Source organism: Roseateles sp. GW821-FHT09H11 (assembly GCF_059415845.1).
The window spans coordinates 286,472-306,309 of record NZ_JBWKOA010000005.1; the positions used below are offsets into that span (position 1 = coordinate 286,472).

Genomic DNA, 19,838 nt, shown 5'->3' on the forward strand with positions numbered 1-19,838 from the left:
GAACGCCCATGGTTGCTGCGCTTGCGACGATGGCAATTCGATGACGACTTCGCAGGGTGTCCCTGGGGGCTAGGACAAGTCCGATGAGGACCTTCCCTGAGTCGCCACCTGCGGTGGGGTCATGGTCGCAATGCGCGCAGAAGACAGTCGGGGTCAGGACTCGTCGCCGCCGATCGAGATCGCCAGGCGCGCCATGCGGTAACGCATCTGGCGCAGCGACAGACCCAGGCTCGCGCCGGCCGCCGTGCGGTTGTTGCGATGGCGCTCGAGCGCCCGCAGCAGGATCTGCTTCTCGACTTCGTCCAGGTAGGCCGCGAGATCGGACGGGAGCGGTGCGCCGCCGCCGGCCTCGGCCGGCAGCACAGCCGCCAGCGACGGATCCATGCTGCCGAAGGCAGGATCGACCGGCGCGTCGTCCGGGCCCAGCACGCTGTCGGGCAGACCGAGATCCGCGAGATCGATGCCATCGCCGCTGGACAGCGCCAGCGCGCGATGCAACAGGTTCTCCAGCTCACGCACGTTGCCGGGGAAGCTGTAGCGCGACAGGGTCGCCAGCGCGGCCGTCGTCAACACCGGAACCGGCGCGACGCCCGCGTCGGCGGCGATGCGCAGCAGGATCCGCGCACTGATGGGCGCCAGATCCTCCATGCGCTCGCGCAGCGGCGGGACGCGGATCTGGATGACGTTGAGCCGGTAATACAAGTCCTGCCGGAAGCGACCGCCCGCCACCTCCGCCGCCAGGTCCTTGTGCGTGGCGCTGAGCAGACGCACGTTGACGGGGATCTCGGCCACCGCGCCGACCGGACGCACGGAACGCTCCTGCAGCGCGCGCAGCAGCTTGGATTGCATCGCAATCGGCAGGTCGCCGATCTCGTCGAGGAACAGCGTGCCGTTCTGCGCGGCCTGGAAGAAGCCCTCGCGGTCCTCGCTCGCGCCGGTGAATGCGCCCTTGCGATAGCCGAAGAATTCGGCCTCCAGCAACTGCTCCGGAATCGCGCCGCAGTTCACCGCGATGAACGGCTGCGGACGGCGCGCGCTGACGTCGTGGATCGCGCGCGCGACCAGTTCCTTGCCGGTGCCGGACTCGCCGTTGATCAGCACCGGCGCCATGCTGCGGGCCACCTTCTCGATCAGTTCTCGCACCTGCCGCATCGGTGCCGAATCGCCGACCAGCCGCTCCAGCGCCGAGGTCGACCCAGTCAGCGGCGGCGCGGGGCGCGGGGCCTTGCGCCGTTCCGGCGTCCCGGGCCTGGGTGCATCCACCGGGGGCAGCACGTCGAAGGTGGCCGGCGCGGTCGGAGCGAACGCGTCGGTGTCCGCATCGGTGTCGGCGGCGGCGGCAGCAGCGGCTCCGCGCGAGGCGCCACCGGACAGGCCACCAGCCACGGCGGGCGGGGCCGACGAGAAGGGCCTCGGCACCGTGCCTTCGGTCTTGGACGCGCGCCCCAGCGCCGACGCGACCACCATGCGGAACTGGCGCAGGTCGACCGGTTTGGTCAGGTAGTCGTACGCGCCGGCCTTGAGCGCCTCGACCGCGTTCTCGGCCGAGCCGTAGGCGGTGATCACCAGCGCGCGTTCGCTGCGGCCCTGCTGCTCGAGCCAGCGCAGGATGTCCAGCCCGCTGCCGTCGGGCAGCCGCATGTCGGTGATGACGGCGTCGTAGCGGCGTGAACCGAGCAGCTCCAGCGCATCCTCGACGGTGCCGGCGCTGTCCAGCGTGAAGCCCTCGCGCAGCAGCGTCATCTCGTAGAGGGTGCGCAGGTCGGGCTCGTCGTCGACGACCAGCAGGCGGGGATCAGCGCTCATGGAGTTCGGTGTCAGGGAAGTAGGAGTCCGGCCCCGCGGACGGGATCGAGGCCAGCACGCCGGCCGGCGTCGCCGGCCGCGGCAGCAGCACGCGGAATTCGTTGGCTTCGGCATCCGCCGGGCCGCCGGTGGGCGCGGCATGGCGGTGGTAACTGATGCGGGCGCCGTAGCGCTCGCACAGCTCGCGGCAAATGTACAGGCCGAGACCCGACCCACGGCTGCGCGTCGAGAAGAAGGGCTCGAACAGATGTCGTTCGACTTCCGGCGGGATCGCCTCCGCGCGGCTGAACACCGACAGTCGCACCCACTCGTCCGACTCGGCCAGTTGCACGCGCAGAGCGCCGGGCCCGGGCCGGGCGTGGCGCAGACCGTTGTCCAGCAGGTTGATCAGCACGCGACGCAGATGCTCGGGCTCGAAGCTGATGAGCAGGCCGTCACGCCAGATCTCGATGCGCAGCGGACTGGCGTCGCCTTCGGGCAGGCGTTGCGTCGCGGCCCAGTCGGCGCAGTACTCGCGCACCAGCGGCGCGGCGGCCAGCGTCAGCGACACCGGCGCGATGCCGGGCGCGACCTCCATCACGTCCTCGACCAGCCGCTTGAGCCGCTCCACGTTGGAGCTCACCATGCGGGTCAGCGGCTCCAGCCGCGGGTCGTCCGCGAGGTCCTCGGCCATCAGCGCATTGGCCTGTGCGATCGCGGTCAGCGGATTGCGGATCTCGTGCGCGATGCCCGCCGACACGCGCCCCATCGCGGCGAGCTTCTCCTGGCGGTTGCGGGCCTCGAGCATCCGGTTGTCCTCGAGGAAGAGCACGCACAGGTCGTCGCCGTCCACCGGCCGCTGCGTGAAACGCATCCGCGCGCGCAACGAGCGCTGCTTGCCGCGGCCGAAGTCCAGCAGCAGGTCGCGGCCGGACTCGGGCCAGTGCTCGCCGCCGAAGGCCTTCTCGATGGCTCGCAGCAGCGGCTTCCAGGCCGGCGTCGTGTCGAGCCGGAAGGCGCCGGAGCGCAGCGCGGCGCCCTCCGCCAGCAACGCGCGCGCCGCCGGATTGGCGGTGCGCACCAGCCCGCGGCGGTCCGCGACGAGGACGCCCTCCTCCATCTCCTCAATGACCAGGCGGTTGAGGTCGGCCTGCTGGCGGGCGTACTCGAGGCTGCCGCGCGCGGCGCGCTCCTCGCGTGCCAGGCGGGACGCGATCTCGTTGGACAGCAACGTGACGACGAACAGCCCGCAGCCCAGCAGACCCGCCTGGCTGATGCGCAACGCGCCGTCGCGATCGCTCAGCACGGCCCAGCCGGAGAGCGTCAGCAGCACCAGGCTCGGCAGCGCGGCGCAGCCCAGCGCCCGAAGGCGCGGCAAGAGCGCCCCGGCCATCAGCGCCGGCATGAAGAACAGCGCGCCGTAGGGTCCTCCGGGTTCCTGCAACTGCAGTCCCGTGAACAGCAGCAGGTCGGCCCCGATGCTGACCAGGAACTGGCGCGCGCTCAGGCCCGCGCGGTCCTTGGGCGGCGCTTCGCCGCCGCCGAACCAGCGCGGCAGCAGCCACGCAAGCACCGTCTGCACGCCGTAGATGAGCGCCAGCAGGGCGACCCAGCCCGTCGGCCGCGCGCCCATCAGGCCGGCCAGCGATTGCGTGGCCAGCAAGGCCAGGCCGAGCGCGGCGCGCGCGCCCATGAAGGCACGGTACAGCCGCTGGATGGTGCTGGCGCTGATGGCGCCGCGGGCCTCGTTGGTGGCCATGCGCGCTCCGGCGGTCAAGTCCCGGCACCGCCGCCGCGGGCGCGCTCCGCCTCGGCCACGTCCAGACGCGCTTCATGGGCGGCGCGATGCGCGACGCTGCAGAACTGGCCGCCGCGACCCGGCACCGCCTCGCCGGCAGGCAGGTGCGTGCCGCATTCGGCGCAGCTCACCATGGACTCGAGTTCGCGCGCGGACGGCGCGGGCGCCGGTGCGGACGGCGGAGGCGCGGTCGGGCCGCGCTCCTCGCGCGAGGCCGGCCGCCCGCGCTTGAAGCCGAGCATGAAGGCGACCACCGCCAGCAGGACGATCCAGAAGAGCAGCTTGATCACGATGAGGGCGTCGGGAGGATCGAGGAGAGGAACACGGGGGCGATCTGCGATCAGACCGGCGGACGTTGCAGCACGACTTCCAGCACGAAGCGCGAACCGGCGTAGGACAGCAGCAGCAGCGCGGCGCCGAAGTACAGCCACCGCGTGGCGCGCCTGCCGCGCCAGCCGAAGACGCGACGTCCGGTGAGCAGCCCGGTCAGCACGATCCAGCCAAGCACGGCGAACAAGGTCTTGTGGTCCCAGCGCCATTGCGGCGTGAAGGCCACGCCCAGCAGCAGGGCGATCGACAGCACGACGACACCCGCCCCCACGAACTGGAAGGTCAGACGTTCGAGCCGCAGCAGCGGCGTGCCGAAGGCAGGCGCGCCCTGCCCCTTCTGCGAACGCATCTGGCGCTCGGCGCGGTTGAGCATCACCGCGTGCATCACCGCGACGCCGCACAGGCCGTAGGACGCCAGGCCCATCGCCCAGTGCAGCGGCGCCAGCGGCGAGCCCGCCTGCGGCCGGTATTCGCCGGGGAAGGCCCAGGCCACCATCATGACGACCAGCCCCAGCACGCTGAGCAGCCGCTGCGCCGACGGAAGCGGGAGGAAGCGGCTCTCGACCAGATAGACGCCGATCATCAGCCAGATCGTCATCGACAGCGACGGCGCGAACCCGAAGCGCGCGGCATGACCGCCGTTGACCGGCTCGGCCCCGATGCCGCCGATGTCCACGACCAGCGCGGCCAGGTGCAGCAGCCACGCCAGGACCAGCACCGCGCGCCAGGTGCGAGGCCGCCGGTGGGCGAAGACGGCGGCGGCGGCATAGGCCAACGCCCCGGCGGCGCTGAGGGCGGCGAGGAGCAGGCCGCTGGGCTCGGCGGAGGCGGACGATAAAATCATCCGCAAAGTGTAATGAGGCGCGCCCGCTTGCGCGGCGCCGAAACGATGGCATCCACCCTGACCGATCGACTGAGCCGGCTCGTCAAGACCATGCGGGGCCAAGCCCGCATCACCGAGTCCAACGTGCAGGACATGCTGCGCGAGGTACGCATGGCGCTGCTGGAGGCCGACGTCGCGCTGCCCGTGGTGCGCGACTTCATCGCCCGCGTGAAGGAGAAGGCGCTGGGCCAGGAGGTGGTCGCCTCGCTGAATCCGGGCCAGGTGCTGGTCTCGGTGGTCCACAAGGAACTGGCCGCGACGATGGGCGAAGGCGTCGCCGACATCAACCTCGCCGCGCAGCCGCCCGCCATCATCCTGATGGCCGGCCTGCAGGGCGCCGGCAAGACGACGACGACCGCCAAGCTCGCCAAGCACCTGACCGAGAAGCGCAAGAAGAAGGTGCTGACGGTCTCCGCGGACGTGTACCGCCCCGCCGCGATCGAGCAGCTCAAGACGGTGACCAAGCAGGCGGGCGCCGAATGGTTCCCGTCGGCGCCGGACCAGAAGCCGCACGACATCGCGCTGGCGGCGCTCGATCATGCGAAGCGCCACTTCTTCGACGTGCTGCTGGTCGACACGGCCGGCCGGCTCGCGATCGACGAGGCGCTGATGGCCGAGATCCGCGACCTGCACGCGACGCTCAAGCCGGTGGAGACGCTGTTCGTCGTCGACGCGATGCAGGGTCAGGACGCGATCAACACCGCCAAGGCCTTCAAGGAAGCGCTGCCGCTGACCGGCATCGTGCTGACCAAGCTGGATGGTGACTCGCGCGGTGGCGCGGCGCTGTCGGTGAAGCAGATCACCGGCGCGCCGATCAAGTTCGCGGGCGTGTCCGAGAAGATCGACGGCCTCGAGGTCTTCGACGCCGACCGCCACGCGGGCCGCGTGCTCGGCATGGGCGACATCGTCGCGCTGGTCGAGGAAGTCCAGAAGGGCGTCGACGTCGAGGCAGCGCAGAAGCTGGCCGAGAAGCTCAAGTCCGGCGACGGATTCGACCTGAACGACTTCCTCGCGCAGATCTCGCAGATGAAGAAGATGGGGGGGCTGTCCGGCTTGATGGACAAGCTGCCCACGCAGATGACCGCCAAGGCCGGCCAGCCCGACATGGACAAGGCCGAGCGCGACATGAAGCGCATGGAAGGCATCCTCAACGCCATGACCGCCAAGGAGCGCCGCCAGCCGTCGCTGCTGATGGACGGCAAGTCCAAGGCCAGCCGCAAGCGCCGCATCGCCGCGGGCGCCGGCGTCCACATCCAGGAAGTCAACCGCCTGCTCAATCAGTTCGACCAGATGCAGGGGATGATGAAGAAGATGAAGGGGGGCGGGCTGATGAAGATGATGAAGAAGATGGGCGGGCTCAAGAACCTCATGGGCGGCGGAGGCGGCGGGTTCCCGATGTGACCGTCAGTCACCAATGACAAGGGCTCCAACACGGAGCCCTTTTCTTTTGCTGCCTGCTTGGTTCGGCGCGCTGGCCGGCGAGTCATGGGGCCCCGGCGGCAAGCGCCGAAACCCCACGACTCACCGTCCCCAACCATCCCCGTCCTTCGACGGTTTTGCGACCGGGGACTTCGGTCGTTACTCCAGCAGCGCTTGCGCGAACTCGCGCGCGTCGAAGGTCTGCAGATCCTCGAGCTTCTCGCCGACGCCGATGAAGTACACCGGGATCGGACGCTCGCGCGCGATCGCCGCAAGCACGCCACCCTTGGCCGTGCCGTCGAGCTTGGTGACGATCAGGCCGGTGAGGCCGAGCGCGTCGTCGAAGGCCTTCACCTGCGTCAGCGCGTTCTGGCCGGTGTTGCCGTCGACGACCAGCAGCACTTCGTGCGGCGCCGTCTCCTGGGCCTTGGCAATCACGCGCTTGATCTTCCTGAGCTCCTCCATCAGGTGGAGCTGCGTCGGCAGGCGGCCGGCGGTGTCGGCGATGACGACGTCACAGCCGCGCGCCTTGCCGGCGACCACGGCGTCGAAGGTCACCGCGGACGGATCACCGCCCTCCTGGCTGACGATCTGCACGCGGTTGCGGTCCGCCCAGACGGCGAGCTGCTCGCGCGCCGCCGCGCGGAAGGTGTCCGCCGCGGCCAACAGCACGTTGGCCTCGGCATCGGCCAGGTGGCGCGTGAGCTTGCCGATGCTGGTCGTCTTGCCGGCGCCGTTGACGCCGACCACCATCATCACCGTCGGCGAGTGCTCGCCGATCACGAGCTGACGTTGCAACGGCTGCAGCAGCTCGGTCAGCGCGTCCACGAGCAACTGCCGCACGGCGGCCGGCTCGGTGGCCTTGGCGTCTTTCACGCGGCGCTTCAGGTCCTCGAGGAGGAACTCGGTCGCCTTCACGCCCGCGTCGGCCATCAGCAACGCGGCCTCCAGCTCTTCATACAGCGCGTCGTCGATCTGCGTGCCGGTGAAGACCTGGGAGATGCTGGACCCGGTCTTGCGCAGTCCCTGGCGGAGCTTGTCCATCCAGCTCTTGCGCGGCGCCACCTCGACGACCGGCGGCGTCACAGGCGCCGGTGCGGGAGCGGGAACAGGCGCTACGGTGGGTGGAAGCTTGGGCTGCGTCGGCGCTGCAACCGGAGCCAGAGCAACGGGTGTCGGTGCCAAGACCGGAGCGGGCGCTGGCGTTGGCGATGAGGTCAGGGTTTGCGGCGCTGCGGGCGCAGGGGCCGGGACCGGCGATGGCACAACGGCCGAAGCCGAAGCCGAGGCCGAGGCCGGCGGGGGCGCCGTATCGACGACAGGCGCCGCTTCGGGAGCGGGGGCCGGCGTGGGTTCGGCGGAGCCGAAGCCCAGTTTTTTCTTGAGGAAGCTGAACATGGAGGGGGTCGAGTGGGACTCGCGCGCCGAACTGTCGATGCCGTGATCGGCGGGGCTTGCATTGTCTGCGAAAACTTTGCTATAGTCGCTGTCTTCGCAAGGCGCTTTAGCTCAGCCGGTTAGAGCGACGGAATCATAATCCGCAGGTCCGGGGTTCGAATCCCTGAAGCGCCACCAAATACGAAACCCCGCAGAACGCAAGTTCTGCGGGGTTTTCCGTTTGGGGTCGCCGTTTGGGGGTCGCCGGATCGGTGTCTCCAGCACCCATCAGCGACAAGGGGCCATCGCGTCGCGACGGCCCCTTCCCTTCATGGTCAGTCACTCAATGACTGATCAACGGCAACTCAATTGCAGCTCAAGGTCGCGTAGTTCTTCCCCGCTCCCGCCACGGTGAGCAGCTTTTGCTTCACGCAGGCCGGCGCGTGCACCGTGTACGCATACGGGATCCCTACCGGGAAGTTCGCCGTCGTCACCCAATCGGTCGCGTCGCGCGACGGGCTCGAACCACTGGCCACCCATTTGATCCCGTAGGTCGCGAAGTCGGCCGGGCTGCGCACGTTGTTGTTGCGCAGTTCCCAGTAGCCGATCGACGAGCTGTCCCGCGAGGTCACCGGGTTCTGTGCGTTCTCGAAGTAATTGCCTTCGATCAGCGCATACGCCCCCATCCGGATGTTGGCGCCGGAGGTCAGCACGCCCGAGTACAGGTTGTTGTACAGGTGCGTGTAGCCCCCGCGCTGCAGCGGCAGCCGCGAGCCGACGTTGCTGTACACGTTGTGGTGGAAGGTGATGTAGCGGTCGCTCGCGTCGCTGTCGCTCGAGCCGATCAGGCCGACCTTGTGGTGGTCGTGGAGGTAGTTGTACGAGTAGGTGATGTGATGCGCACCCGCCTTGCTGTCGATGAGGCCGTCGAACTCCAGGTCGCCGGCGCCGGAGCATTCGGCCGTCGAGCTGAACAGCGTGTTGTGGTCGATCCAGACGTAGCCCGGGAACTTGCCGCTCTGGCCTTCGATGCCGATGGCATCGATGGATCCGGGCAGCAGCCCGATCGTCATGTTGCGGATGATGATGTTGGTCGCCGCGGCCTTGATCGCGAGCCCGAAGTTGGCCGCCGAACCGTTGACGCCCTCGATCGTGACGTTGCTCTTGTTCTTGACCTCGACGACGGCGCCTGCCGCCTTCTTCCACTGCGCGCAGGGATCGGGGATCGTGCCGAAATCGAAGGTCCCCGCGTAGCGGATCACCAGGCCACCGGTGCCGCTGTAGGCATCGATCGCGGCTTGCATCTGCGCGGCGGTCGTGACGGTGATCGGCGTTGCCGAGCCGCCGCCGGTGACCTGCCCCGCGTAGCCGCCGCTGTGACCCGCCGGAGCCGGTGCGGGAGAAGGCGACGGCGCGGGTGAAGGCGCAGGGGAAGGCGCCGGCGAGGGAGACGGTGCCGGAGACGGCGATGGCGCGGGCGAACCGGCCGGTCCCACCGCGCACTTCTCCGCCTTGCCCGGATTCGGATCCGCGCCGCCGAAGGTGGCCGACGCGCAGGCCACGTTGCCGCTCAACGTCTTGATGACCCACTTGTCCTTCACGCCGAAGGACACCTGACGCGCCGTGTCGCCCACCTTGCAGGTGCCGCCTTCGTCCGCGCACTTGGAATAGCCGGACGGCCAATCGACCGCGTGCGCCGCGCCGATCGGCGCAACGGCGCCGACCACGACCGCCATCGCCATCAGTCCCTGCCGCGGGCTCGGCGCGCGCAGCGCGCCAGAGGTAGGCGGCTTCGGCGCGATCAGCGCGCCGGACTCGTCATTACGGGTGCTCTTCATCGAATGTCTCCCAAAGTCGTTGAAGCGACCGGCGCGGACATGGCTCCGCCCTCACCGGTCAGCGGTGAATCAAAAAATGTTCGGGAACCCAACGCCGTTTCCTCCGCCTCGCACGGCACGGACCTGCAGGATCCGCGTCGGGGACGGTGGCCGTCGGCACAGGCCACGTGTCGATGCGCCAGCGCGCAGGCGCGGCCACGTCGACAACGGGCGCAGACTAACGAGAACGCGAATTTTCGAAAAGCCGTTTTACATTTGCCGATCTGGCGTTACGGATCGCTATCAAACGCCGCACCGACCTGGTGAGTGTCATCGTTCGATTACACTTCGCGCATGTCTTATACGGTCATGCAGGTGAACGAGTTCTCGCACTGGCTCCGGAGCCTGCGAAGACCCGACCACCCGGCTGCGTCTGACCAACCGCCTGCGCAAAGTCCAGTTCGGCAACCTGGGTGACGTGGCGCCTGTCGGCGGCGGCGTGATCCATGAAATGCGTGAGCACTTCGGTCCCGGCTGGCGCATGTACTACGTGCGTCGGAGCAGCACGGCGATCTGGATGCTGGGCGGCGGCGAGAAGTGCACGCAGCAGGCCGACATCCAGCGGGCCATTCAAGTGGCGACCCAACTTGAGGAGTGAGCCGTGAGCGAGAAGATCAAGATTTCAGACCTTCAGGAATTCGACGCCGCCGAATATCTGACCTCCGAAGAAGACATCGCCATCTATCTCACGGTGGTGCTCGAAGAGAACGATTCCGCGCTGCTGGCGGCAGCGCTCGGCGACATCGCCCGCGCTCGCGGGATGACGCAGATCGCCAAGGACTCCGGGATCACCCGCGAGGCGCTGTACAAGGCCCTGCGGCCTGGCGCCTCGCCCCGCTTCGATACGGTGAGCAAGGTCTGCGCGGCACTGGGCTTGCGCCTCGTGGCGATGCCCATGCATCCGGCCTGATCGCAAAGGGCCTCGCGTGAGGCGCTCAGCGCTGCGCGTCCGCCTTCATCTCCACCGGCGCATTCCATCCGCCGCCGAGCGCCCTCACGAGCGCCACCGTCGCGCGGCGTTGCCGCGTCGCAAGATCCACCGCGCTGCGCCGCGCCTGCAGTCCCGCCGTCTGCGAGGTGACCACCTCCAGGTAAGCCGCCGCACCGGCGCGATAGCGGTTCGTCGCCAGCGCGAGCGAGCGCTCCGCTGCGTCGACCGACTTGTTCTCCGCCACCAGCGCCTCGCCGAAGCGATCCAGCAGCACCAACTGATCCTCGACCTGCTGGAACGCCGCGAGCACGGTGCTGCGATAGCGCTGCGCCGACTCGTCCAGCGCCGCGCTCGCGCGCGCTTCCTCGGCCTTGCGGCGGCCGCCGTCGAACAGGTTGTAGGCCAGCGTCGGACCAATGGCCCAGAACAGGTTCGGTGCTTCGAGGAAGCGGCTGAAGTCGCTGCTCTGGAATCCGCCCTGCGCGCTCAGCACGACGGACGGGAAGAACGCCGTCTTCGCCACGCCCAACGTCGCGGTCGCCGCCACCACGCGCTGTTGCGCCGCCGCGATGTCGGGACGGCGTTCCAGCAAGGTCGAGGGCAGCCCCGGCGGCACCACCGGCATTGCCAGATCCAATGACGAGGCCGGCTCGATGCGGAAGCTCGACGCGTTGGCCCCGACCAACGCGGCAATCGCGTGCTCCAGCACCGCGCGCTGTGCCTGCGACTGCCGGCGCTGCGAGCGCGCCGATTCGAGCTGGCCCTCGGCCCGCGCCTGATCCAGGCCCGACGCGATGCCGGCCTGATGCCGGCGAGAAATCAGATCGAAGGCACGCGTGTAGGCCTCTTCGGCATCGGCGAGCAGCGCGTTGTCGCGATCCAGGCCCCGCAGCTGCAGCAGCGAATCCGCGAGCTGCGCCTGCAGGGCGAGTCGCGCGGCGGCGAGGTCCGCGGCAGCCGCCCGCTCCGTCGCCAGGCCCGCGCGAACCTGTTCCGAAATGCGGCCCCACAGGTCGACTTCGTAGCTCAGGTCCAGGCCGAGCGTCGCGCTGTTGTACCAATCCGGCGAGGTCGGTCCGAGCACACGCAACGGGCGACGCTCCGACTGCCGGTCGCGCTGGCCGTTGAGCGAGCTGTTCAGCGTCGGCGACTGCGCCGAACGCAGACTGTCTGTCGCCGCCTTCGCCTGCTGGTAGCGGGCGAGCGCGGAGGCGAGGTCAGGGCTGTTCTCGACCAGGCGCTGCTGCAGCGCGTCGAGCTCGGGGTCGCCATAGCCCTTCCACCAACCATCGAACGCGATCGGCGCGGCGGCGGCGGCTGCGGCGCCAGCCTCGACCCAGGGACCACGGGCTTCCTTGAAGGCCGTCGTCATCGGCACCTCGGGCAACGCCGTCTTCGGCGGCTGGGCGCAGCCCGCGATCAGCGCGGCCATCAAGGTGCCAGCGGCGAGCGAGACGCCACGAGCAACGTGCACGGCCTGGCGGGTTGACCGGCGCTCCATCATGAACGCCCCTTCGCCGAAGCCGCAGCACCCGACGCGGCCGCGGGCTGCGCGACGCGCACCACGTCGCCATCGGCGATGCCGTCCGGCGGATTCGCGATAACGCGATCCGAGGCGGTCAGCCCGCCGCCAAGCTCGATCCTCGTGCCCATGTCGCGCGCGATCGTGACCTTGCGCAGCTTCACGCGATTGCTCGCGTCGACGGTCGCGACCTGCACGCCGTCCTTGTTGATGATCACGGCGCCCGGCGGCAGCGAGACAGCGGCATTCGCCGGCGCGTCAGCGCCGGCCGAGGCCGCGCCGTCGAAGCGCACCGTCGCGAAACCGCCCGGGAGCAATTCATCCTTCTCGTTGTCGACGGCCAGTTGCACCAGCATCGAGCCGCTGGCCGTGTTGATGGCCTGCGAGGTCGACTGCACCGTCGCGGCGAAACGCTGGCCGGGCCGCTCGGGCACCGTCAGCACAGCCTTGCCGCCGGCACGGACCTGCGCCACCTGGCGCTGCGGCACATTGACGTAGACGCGCAGCTTGCGCATGTCGGAAACGACGAACAGTTCGCTGCCCGGCGCACCGCCGATGTTGATCAGCGCGCCGACGTCGGTATTGCGCGCGGTGACGACGCCGTCGAACGGCGCCGTCAACTGCGTGAAGCGTTTCAGCGCCTCGATGCGATCGACGTTGGCCTGCAGCGCATTGACCTGCGACTGCTTGGCGGTCATGTCGCCGGTGCGCTCGTCGACCTCCTGCTTGGACACGGAGTCCGACTCCAGGAGCCCCTGCCAGCGCTTGGCGGTGCTCGCCGCCAGCGCGGCGTTGCTGCGCGCGGTCGCCAGCTCGGCCTTGGCCTGCATCAGTTGCTGATCGAGGTCGGGCGTCTCGATTTCGGCGAGCTGCTGCCCGGTCTTGACCTTGCCACCGATGTCCACGTTCCAGCGCTTCAGGTAGCCGCTGACCCGCGCATAGATCGGCGCGCGCGACCAAGCCTCGATCCGCGCGGGCAGCTCCAGGCCGCCTTCGGTCAAGGGTTGCGGCGTGACCAGCGCGACGCTCGGCTGACTGCGTTCGTCGGCCGTGGTCTGCAGTTGCTCGGCGTTGGACTTGCGGGCCCACAGGCCCGCCGCCACCACCGCGATCGCGATCACGACCGCGACGGTCGCGGCAAGCTTGAAGCGCGCGGGAGGACGGGAAGACACAACGGCGTTGTCGGCATCAGTTCGCATGGGAAGGATCTCCGGCCCCGGGCAGCGCAGTCGCGGCACCGGCAGTCAAGTCGTTCGATTCGGAAAGGTCGGAAGCAGGTCCGGTCTTGCGGTGGTGTCGGTGCACGATGCTGAACACGACCGGCACGAAGACCAGCGTCGCGAAGGTGGCGAAGACCAGTCCGCCGATCACGGCGCGTCCCAGCGGCGCGTTCTGCTCGCCACCCTCGCCCAGGCCCAGCGCCATCGGCAGCATGCCGATGACCATCGCCAGCGCCGTCATCAGCACCGGCCGGAAGCGCACGAAGCCGGCTTCCATCGCGGCGGCGGTCGCGTCGCCGAGTTCCTCGAGCCGCTCCCGCGCGAAGCTGATCACCAGCACGCTGTTGGCGGTGGCCACACCCATGCACATGATCGCCCCGGTCAGCGCGGGCACCGACAGCGTCGTCCCCGTCGCGAAGAGCATCCACACGATGCCCGCGAGCGCCGCCGGCAGCGCCGACACGATCACCGCCGGATCCAGCCACGACTGGAAGTTCACGACGATCAGCAGGTAGATCAGCACCACCGCACCGAGCAGCCCGAACAGCAGCCCCGAGAACGCGCGGTCCATCGTGCGCACCTGGCCGAGCAGCTGCACGTTCGAGCCCTTGGGCACGTCGGCCTGCGTGTCGGCGAGCACCTTGCGGATGTCGCGCGCGACGGCGCCGAGGTCGCGGTCCTGCGTCGTCGCATGGATCTGCACCATCGTCGCAACGTCGTACTGGCTGATCAGCGCCGGGCTGTTGACGCGCTGGAAGCTCGCCAGGCCGCCGAGCGTCGACGTGCCCGCCTGGTTGCCGTTGCCGATCGGCAGATTGCTCAGCGAGGCCAGCGAATCGAGCTGGTGCTGCGGCGTCTGCATCACGATCGAATAGCTCACGCCGTTCTGCGGATTCAGCCAGAAGGTCGGCGCGACCTGGCTGCTGCCGGCGAGATTCACGACCAGGCTGTTGGCCACGTCGCGCGTGGTCAGTCCCAGCAGCTGCGCCTGCGTGCGGTCGACGTCGACATTGAAGGTCGGCGCCTTGTTGGACTGCTGGATGCGCGCATCGGCCACGCCGGGGATCGCCTTGATGCGCTTGAGCAGCTGCTGCGCGTAGGCGAAGTTGGACTCGACATCGCGTCCGCGCACCTGCACGTCGATCGGCGCGGGCGCGCCGAAGTTCAGGATCTGGCTGACGATGTCGGCCGGCGGGAAGGAGAAGGTCGTGTCCGGGAACTCGCGCGGCAGGATCTGGCGCAGCTGCCTCACGTAGTCGGCCGTGGGCGCGTGACCTTCCCTCAGCGCGATCTGGAAGTCACCGTCGGACGTGCCCAGCACGCCGGTGTTGTTGTAGGTCAGGTTGATCGACGACGGCGGCAGACCGATGTTGTCGACCATCGTCTCGATCTTCTCGGACGGGATCACGCGGCGGATCGCCTGCTCGATCTTCGCGAAGCGCGCGGCGGTCTCCTCGACGCGCGTGCCCACCGGCACCCGCGCGTGCATCAGGATCTGGCCGGAATCGACCTGCGGGAAGAAGTTGCTTCCGATGAAGGGCACCAGCGCGAAGGACAGCAGCACCACCGCCGCGAAGCCGATCAGGAAGGGCTTCTTGCTGCCCAGCGCGGTCTCGAGCATCCGGCGGTAGCCTTCGCGCACGCGTTCGAAGCGGGCTTCGAAATTGCGTTGGAAGCGCACCAGCGGATTGCGCGATGGCGCCTGCGCCAGATGCCCGTGGCCGTCGGTCAACGGCGCGTGCGGTTGCAGCAGGTACTTCGCCATCGTCGGCACCAGCGTGCGCGACAGGATGAACGAGCACACCATCGCGAAGATCACCGCCTCGGCCATCGGCACGAACAGGAAGCGCGACACGCCTTCCAGGAAGAACATCGGGATGAACACGATGCAGATGCACAGCAGCGAGACGAAGGCCGGCGTCACGATCTGGCGCGCACCGTCCATGATCGACTCCTCGACGCCCTTGCCATGCTCCAGGTGCCAGTTGATGTTCTCGATGGTCACCGTCGCGTCGTCGACCAGGATGCCCACCGCAAGCGCCAATCCGCCCAGCGTCATCAGGTTCAGCGTCTCGCCGATCGCCGCCAGGCCGATGATCGACCCGAGGATCGACAGCGGGATCGACACCGCGATGATCACCGTCGAACGCCAGCTGCCCAGGAACAGCAGGATCATCGCGCTGGTCAGCGCCGCGGCGATGGCGCCCTCGATCGCGACGCCCTTGATGGCGGCGCGCACGAAGACCGACTGGTCGTTGATCGGCTTGACCTCGAGCTCGTCGGGCAGCGAGGGCCGCAACTCGCCGAGCTTGGCGCGCACGCCGTCGACGATCGCCAGCGTCGACGCCGCGCCGTTCTTCAGCACCGACATCAGCACCGAGCGCCCGCCGTCCACATGGACGATGTTGGTCTGCGGCGCATTGCCGTCGTGCACGTCGGCCACGTCGCGCAGGTAGATGGTCGAGCCGTTGACCACCTTCACGGGCAGCCGGCCCAGTTCCTCGATCGCCGACGGCGCGCTGTTGAGCTGCAGCGTGTATTCGAGTTCGCCGATCTTCTGCGTGCCGATCGGCGTGAGCACGTTCTGTGTCGCCAGCGCGGTGGCCACGTCCTGCGCAGACAGTCCACGCGCCTGCAGCGCGGCCGGGTTGACGTCGATCTGCACCTGGCGCTGCTTGCCGCCGTAGGGCAGCGGGATCGCCGCGCCCGGCACCGTCACCAGCGGCGTGCGGATGGTATTGAAGCCAAGGTCGAAGAGCTGCTGCTCCGACAGCCCCTTGCCCGAGAGCGCCAGCTGCAGGATGGGCACCGTGGCGGCGTTGTAGTTCAGGATCAGCGGCGGCGTCGTGCCGGCCGGCATCTGCCGCACGGCGACCTGCGCGACCGCGGTGACCTGCGCGTTGGCCACCGCAATGTTCACACCCGGCTGGAAGAAGATCTTCACCACCGAGACACCAGGATAGGTGTTGGCCTCGATGTGCTCGATGTCGTTGACGGTGGTCGTCAGCGTGCGCTGGAACAGCGTCGAGATGCGCCCGGCCATCTGGTCCGGCGGCAGCCCGGTGTACTGCCAGGCCACCGCGATGACCGGCACCCGGATCTCCGGGAAGATGTCCGTCGGCGTGCGCAGGGCTGCCAGCGGGCCCAGGATCAGCAGCAGCAGCGCCAGCACGAAGAAGGTGTAAGGACGTCGCAGCGCGACGCGCACGGCGGCCATCAGCATGGACGGGTTCCCACGATCGGTGTCATCGTTGCTCTCTTCTTTGACCGCTTCCCGGTCATGCAGAGCGCGGATTTTGTGTGTCGACGCGCCGCCCTGTATTGCTGATCGGTAATGACCGTACGCGTACGGGGGATCGCACCCCGCGTTTGGGCGGCAGGCATCGAGGTGGTGCGAAACCTGTCGCAAAAGCGGGCAGCGACCGGACGGAAGTTCCTATCTCGTACCTAACGTACGCCAACTCGTGCCGCAACGCGCACGCCTTACAAATTCCCGGGAAAGTCCTGCCGTTTTTGCCGACAGATCGACCGTTGAAACACCCGGTTGCTCCTTAATATGCGGCCCGAGCGGACCCGCCCGGCCCCAGCCGGAGCAAGCAAGACCGTCCGCCAGAAAGACATCGGGCAGCATGAAGTCGATCGGGTCGTTGGGTCAGTCCAAACAAGCGGTACAGGCATGGATGGCGATGGCAGCGGCCGTCGCACTGTCGACGGTCGCTCCAGGCGTCAACGCCGAGCCCGCACTCCGGACGCAGCTTTCGCAGCCTTCTGCGCAGATGGCGCCGGCCACCGTCGACTTCCATGGCGAAGCGGCGTCCCCCGAGGCCCGCGCCATGGCCCGGGTCGCCTTCGAACACGCCGACGCCAAGGGCCTGCCCTTCGCCGTCGTCGACAAGAAGGAAGCCAAACTCTTCGTCTTCAGCGCCGATGGCCATCTGATCGGTGCCGCATCGGCGCTGCTGGGCCTGGCTCGCGGCGACACGGTCGCGCCCGGCGTGGGTCAGATGGTGAGCACCGGCATCCCGCCGGATTTGCGGACCACCCCTTCCGGTCGCTACGACAGCCAACCCGGTCCCAATCTGAAGGGCGAGACCGTCATCTGGGTCGATTACGACGCCGCGTTCGCCATCCACCGTCTGCGCCCGGGCCCGGCCTACGAGCGCCGTGCCGAGCGGCTCGCCTCGCTGTCGCCGGACGACAACCGGATCTCGCTGGGTTGCGTGGTCGTGACGGGCGACTTCTTCGACCGCGTCGTCGCGCCGGTGCTCGGCCATGGGCCGGGCGTCGTCTACGTGCTGCCCGAACCGGCCTCCGCGGCCGTGGCACAGAACACGGCCAGCGGGCGCCTTTGAGCCGCGCCTGGGCCGCCCTGAGCCCCCACTGACCCGTCTTCGAGCGGCCCTCTGAATCGCTCCGGACCGCCCGGCCACCATCGGAAACCGGGAGCCCGCCCCAGCCGGCGACGGGACCACGCCCGCTACACTTGCGCCCTTGCGCATTTCCGCAGCCACTGGATCTACACCATGTACCGCTGTGCCCCGCCCGTCCCGCCCCGCCGTCGCTCGATGATGGCGGCGGCCGCCAGCACCGCCCTGTTCTCGCTGGTCGCCACGTTCGGCGGCGTCGCCGCGATCGCGACGCCGACTTCCGCCCAGGCCCAGATCGCCCCGGGCCACCGCTATTTCCCGCAGCGCGCGCTGCGCGGCGAGATCGTCTTCGGCGTCACGCCCGACGTGCTGCTCAACGGCAAGCCGGCGCGGCTCGCGCCCGGCGCCCGCATCCGCAACGCGGTCGATCTGGTCGCCACGCCGGGCTCGCTCTACGAGCAGAAGGCCACCGTGCTCTACACCCGCGACATCAACGGCCTGCTCATGGAGATCTGGCTGCTGAGCGAGGTCGAGCTCACCAACAAGTCCTGGCCGACCACGCCGGACCAGGCCTCGAAGCTGGTGTTCGACCAGGCCAGCCAGGTCTGGCGCAAGCCCTGATGTCGTGAGGCCTTGAAGCCATGAGCAAGAAAGTCTTCATCAAGACCTTCGGCTGCCAGATGAACGAGTACGACTCGGACAAGATGGCCGACGTCCTGCGCGCCGCCGAAGGGTACGAACCCACCACCGACGTCGAGCAGGCCGATCTGGTGCTGTTCAACACCTGCTCCGTCCGAGAGAAGGCGCAGGAGAAGGTGTTCTCCGACCTCGGCCGCATCAAGCACCTGAAGGCCAAGGGCGTGATGATCGGCGTCGGCGGTTGCGTCGCCAGCCAGGAAGGCGCGGCGATCATCGAACGCGCCCCCTACGTCGACGTCGTCTTCGGTCCGCAGACGCTGCACCGCCTGCCGCAGATGCTGGCCCAGCGCCAGCAGCAGCTGCGCCCGCAGGTGGACATCTCCTTCCCCGAGATCGAGAAGTTCGACCACCTGCCGCCGGCCAAGGTCGAGGGCGCGTCCGCCTTCGTGTCCATCATGGAAGGCTGCTCGAAGTACTGCTCCTACTGCGTCGTGCCCTACACCCGCGGCGAGGAGGTCAGCCGGCCCTTCGAGGACGTGCTCGAGGAAGTCGCCGGACTGGCCGACCAGGGCGTCAAGGAAGTGACGCTGCTGGGCCAGAACGTCAACGCCTATCGCGGATCGATGGGCGGCACCGACGAGATCGCCGACTTCGCGCTGCTGCTCGAATACGTCGCCGAGATCCCCGGCATCGAGCGCATCCGCTACACGACCAGTCACCCCAACGAGTTCAGCCAGCGCCTGATCGACGCCTACGGCACGATCTCCAAGCTGGTGAACCACGTGCACCTGCCGGTGCAGCATGGCTCGGACCGCATCCTGATGGCGATGAAGCGCGGCTACACCGCGCTGCAGTTCAAGAGCATCGTCCGCAAGCTGCGCGCGGTGAGACCGGACATCCGCATCGCGTCGGACTTCATCGTCGGTTTCCCCGGTGAGACCGACGAGGACCACGCCAAGACCATGCAGTTGGTGCGGGACGTCGGCTTCGATGCGTCGTTCAGCTTCATCTTCAGCCCGCGTCCCGGGACCCCGGCCGCCAACCTCGCCGACGACACGCCGCACGAGGTGAAGGTCCGCCGCCTGCAGGAGCTGCAGGCCGAGATCGAGGCGACCGCCATCCGCTACAACCACAGCATGGTCGGCAAGACCGTGCCTGTGCTGGTGTCAGGTCATGCCCGCAAGGACGCCACCGAGTTGATGGGCCGCACCGAGTGCAACCGCATCGTCAACTTCAAGGGCCACGAGCGGCTGATGCACCAGATCATCCCGATGCACATCACCGAAGCCTTCGCGCATTCGCTGCGCGGCGAGGTGCCGGTGACCGAGGATCTCCCGGGCTGAAGCGTTGGAGGGGCGGCGGCCCCTCCCTCGAAAGCGGTAGCGCGTTCCCTCAGCGCTTGTAACTGACGCCCCACTGCGTGGCGGTGATGCCGATCAGCATCAGGCCGTAGCCGGCCATCGTGCCGTCGCGGCCGGTGAGCATCAACGCGGCGCAGAGGCCGAACGTGCCGCCGAGCCCGCCCCAGGACGCCAGCGTGCGCCAACGCATGCCGGAGACGGTCTCACGCCAGATCAGCTTGAGCGCTGACGCCATCAGCGCCGCGACACCCCAGGCGGGCAGGAACAGGTTGCCGAAATGCCAGACGGCGTCGAGTGGATCCACAGGTCGGTACGCTCCGCGCGAGGGG

The 19,838-nt window shown here is 68.7% G+C and carries 16 protein-coding genes and 1 tRNA gene; 7 read left to right on the top strand and 10 right to left on the bottom strand.

All coding sequences use genetic code 11. The annotated features are described in order from the left end of the window. Positions 1-153: 153 nt before the first annotated feature. From AC07PR_RS18265 to AC07PR_RS18280, 4 genes are read right to left on the bottom strand one after another with little or no spacing between them, the layout of a single operon-like run. A complete protein-coding gene (locus tag AC07PR_RS18265) occupies positions 154-1,806 on the bottom strand; it encodes a sigma-54-dependent transcriptional regulator (protein WP_483107835.1) in 1,653 nt (550 codons plus the stop codon). Beyond that, positions 1,796-3,544: a sensor histidine kinase gene (locus AC07PR_RS18270; RefSeq protein WP_495136125.1), complete on the bottom strand. Its 1,749-nt coding sequence runs from the start codon at positions 3,542-3,544 to the stop codon at positions 1,796-1,798. Before AC07PR_RS18270 ends, AC07PR_RS18265 begins: the two co-directional genes overlap by 11 nt. Positions 3,545-3,558: 14 nt before the next feature. Then, a complete protein-coding gene (locus tag AC07PR_RS18275; protein WP_495136126.1) occupies positions 3,559-3,873 on the bottom strand; it encodes a PP0621 family protein in 315 nt (104 codons plus the stop codon). A gap of 50 nt (positions 3,874-3,923) precedes the next feature. Then, the gene (locus tag AC07PR_RS18280) at positions 3,924-4,757 is read right to left on the bottom strand and encodes a cytochrome C assembly family protein (RefSeq protein WP_377160194.1); all 834 of its coding nucleotides are present in this window, start codon (positions 4,755-4,757) and stop codon (positions 3,924-3,926) included. Positions 4,758-4,802: 45 nt separating this feature from the next. On the opposite strand from AC07PR_RS18280, the gene ffh reads away from it, so the two are divergent. Beyond that, positions 4,803-6,197: a signal recognition particle protein gene (ffh, locus tag AC07PR_RS18285; RefSeq protein ID WP_377160192.1), complete on the top strand. Its 1,395-nt coding sequence runs from the start codon at positions 4,803-4,805 to the stop codon at positions 6,195-6,197. Positions 6,198-6,374: 177 nt separating this feature from the next. Here the strand turns inward: ffh and ftsY are convergent, their stop codons facing one another. Beyond that, positions 6,375-7,613 carry a signal recognition particle-docking protein FtsY gene (gene ftsY, locus AC07PR_RS18290; RefSeq protein WP_495136127.1) on the bottom strand — a complete coding sequence of 413 codons (1,239 nt, stop codon included), beginning with the start codon at positions 7,611-7,613 and terminating at the stop codon, positions 6,375-6,377. Positions 7,614-7,713: 100 nt separating this feature from the next. On the opposite strand from ftsY, the gene AC07PR_RS18295 reads away from it, so the two are divergent. After that, a tRNA-Met gene (locus AC07PR_RS18295) sits at positions 7,714-7,790 on the top strand. A 167-nt stretch (positions 7,791-7,957) separates the two neighbouring features. On the opposite strand, the gene AC07PR_RS18300 is transcribed toward AC07PR_RS18295, so the two are convergent. Further along, entirely contained in the window at positions 7,958-9,430 is a 1,473-nt protein-coding gene (locus AC07PR_RS18300; protein ID WP_495136128.1) for a pectate lyase family protein, read from the bottom strand. Positions 9,431-9,878: 448 nt separating this feature from the next. On the opposite strand from AC07PR_RS18300, the gene AC07PR_RS18305 reads away from it, so the two are divergent. Both AC07PR_RS18305 and AC07PR_RS18310 read left to right on the top strand, forming a co-directional pair. Further along, positions 9,879-10,067 (top strand): type II toxin-antitoxin system RelE/ParE family toxin, encoded by a 189-nt coding sequence (locus AC07PR_RS18305; protein WP_483109301.1) that lies wholly within the window; start codon positions 9,879-9,881, stop codon positions 10,065-10,067. A 3-nt stretch (positions 10,068-10,070) separates the two neighbouring features. Next, positions 10,071-10,379, top strand: coding sequence for an addiction module antidote protein (locus AC07PR_RS18310; protein WP_495136129.1), 309 nt, complete (start codon positions 10,071-10,073; stop codon positions 10,377-10,379). Positions 10,380-10,404: 25 nt separating this feature from the next. On the opposite strand, the gene AC07PR_RS18315 is transcribed toward AC07PR_RS18310, so the two are convergent. The 3 genes from AC07PR_RS18315 to AC07PR_RS18325 are packed head-to-tail and all read right to left on the bottom strand — an operon-like array spanning position 10,405 to position 16,362. Continuing rightward, entirely contained in the window at positions 10,405-11,874 is a 1,470-nt protein-coding gene (locus AC07PR_RS18315; RefSeq protein ID WP_495136130.1) for an efflux transporter outer membrane subunit, read from the bottom strand. Between the two features lie 26 nt (positions 11,875-11,900). After that, a complete protein-coding gene (locus AC07PR_RS18320) occupies positions 11,901-13,121 on the bottom strand; it encodes an efflux RND transporter periplasmic adaptor subunit (RefSeq protein WP_495136131.1) in 1,221 nt (406 codons plus the stop codon). Continuing rightward, a complete protein-coding gene (locus tag AC07PR_RS18325) occupies positions 13,111-16,362 on the bottom strand; it encodes an efflux RND transporter permease subunit (RefSeq protein WP_483109302.1) in 3,252 nt (1,083 codons plus the stop codon). Before AC07PR_RS18325 ends, AC07PR_RS18320 begins: the two co-directional genes overlap by 11 nt. Positions 16,363-16,828: 466 nt before the next feature. On the opposite strand from AC07PR_RS18325, the gene AC07PR_RS18330 reads away from it, so the two are divergent. The 3 genes from AC07PR_RS18330 to miaB all read left to right on the top strand — a co-directional run bounded on the left by AC07PR_RS18330 (position 16,829) and on the right by miaB (position 19,491). Then, entirely contained in the window at positions 16,829-17,494 is a 666-nt protein-coding gene (locus tag AC07PR_RS18330) for a L,D-transpeptidase (protein WP_495136132.1), read from the top strand. A gap of 171 nt (positions 17,495-17,665) precedes the next feature. Continuing rightward, entirely contained in the window at positions 17,666-18,130 is a 465-nt protein-coding gene (locus tag AC07PR_RS18335; protein ID WP_495136133.1) for a hypothetical protein, read from the top strand. Positions 18,131-18,150: 20 nt separating this feature from the next. Continuing rightward, positions 18,151-19,491, top strand: a complete 1,341-nt coding sequence (gene miaB, locus AC07PR_RS18340; protein WP_495136134.1) for a tRNA (N6-isopentenyl adenosine(37)-C2)-methylthiotransferase MiaB — start codon at positions 18,151-18,153, stop codon at positions 19,489-19,491. A gap of 49 nt (positions 19,492-19,540) precedes the next feature. Here miaB and AC07PR_RS18345 read toward each other — a convergent pair whose 3' ends face one another. Next, the gene (locus AC07PR_RS18345) at positions 19,541-19,813 is read right to left on the bottom strand and encodes a hypothetical protein (protein ID WP_495136135.1); all 273 of its coding nucleotides are present in this window, start codon (positions 19,811-19,813) and stop codon (positions 19,541-19,543) included. Between the last annotated feature and the right edge of the window lie 25 nt (positions 19,814-19,838).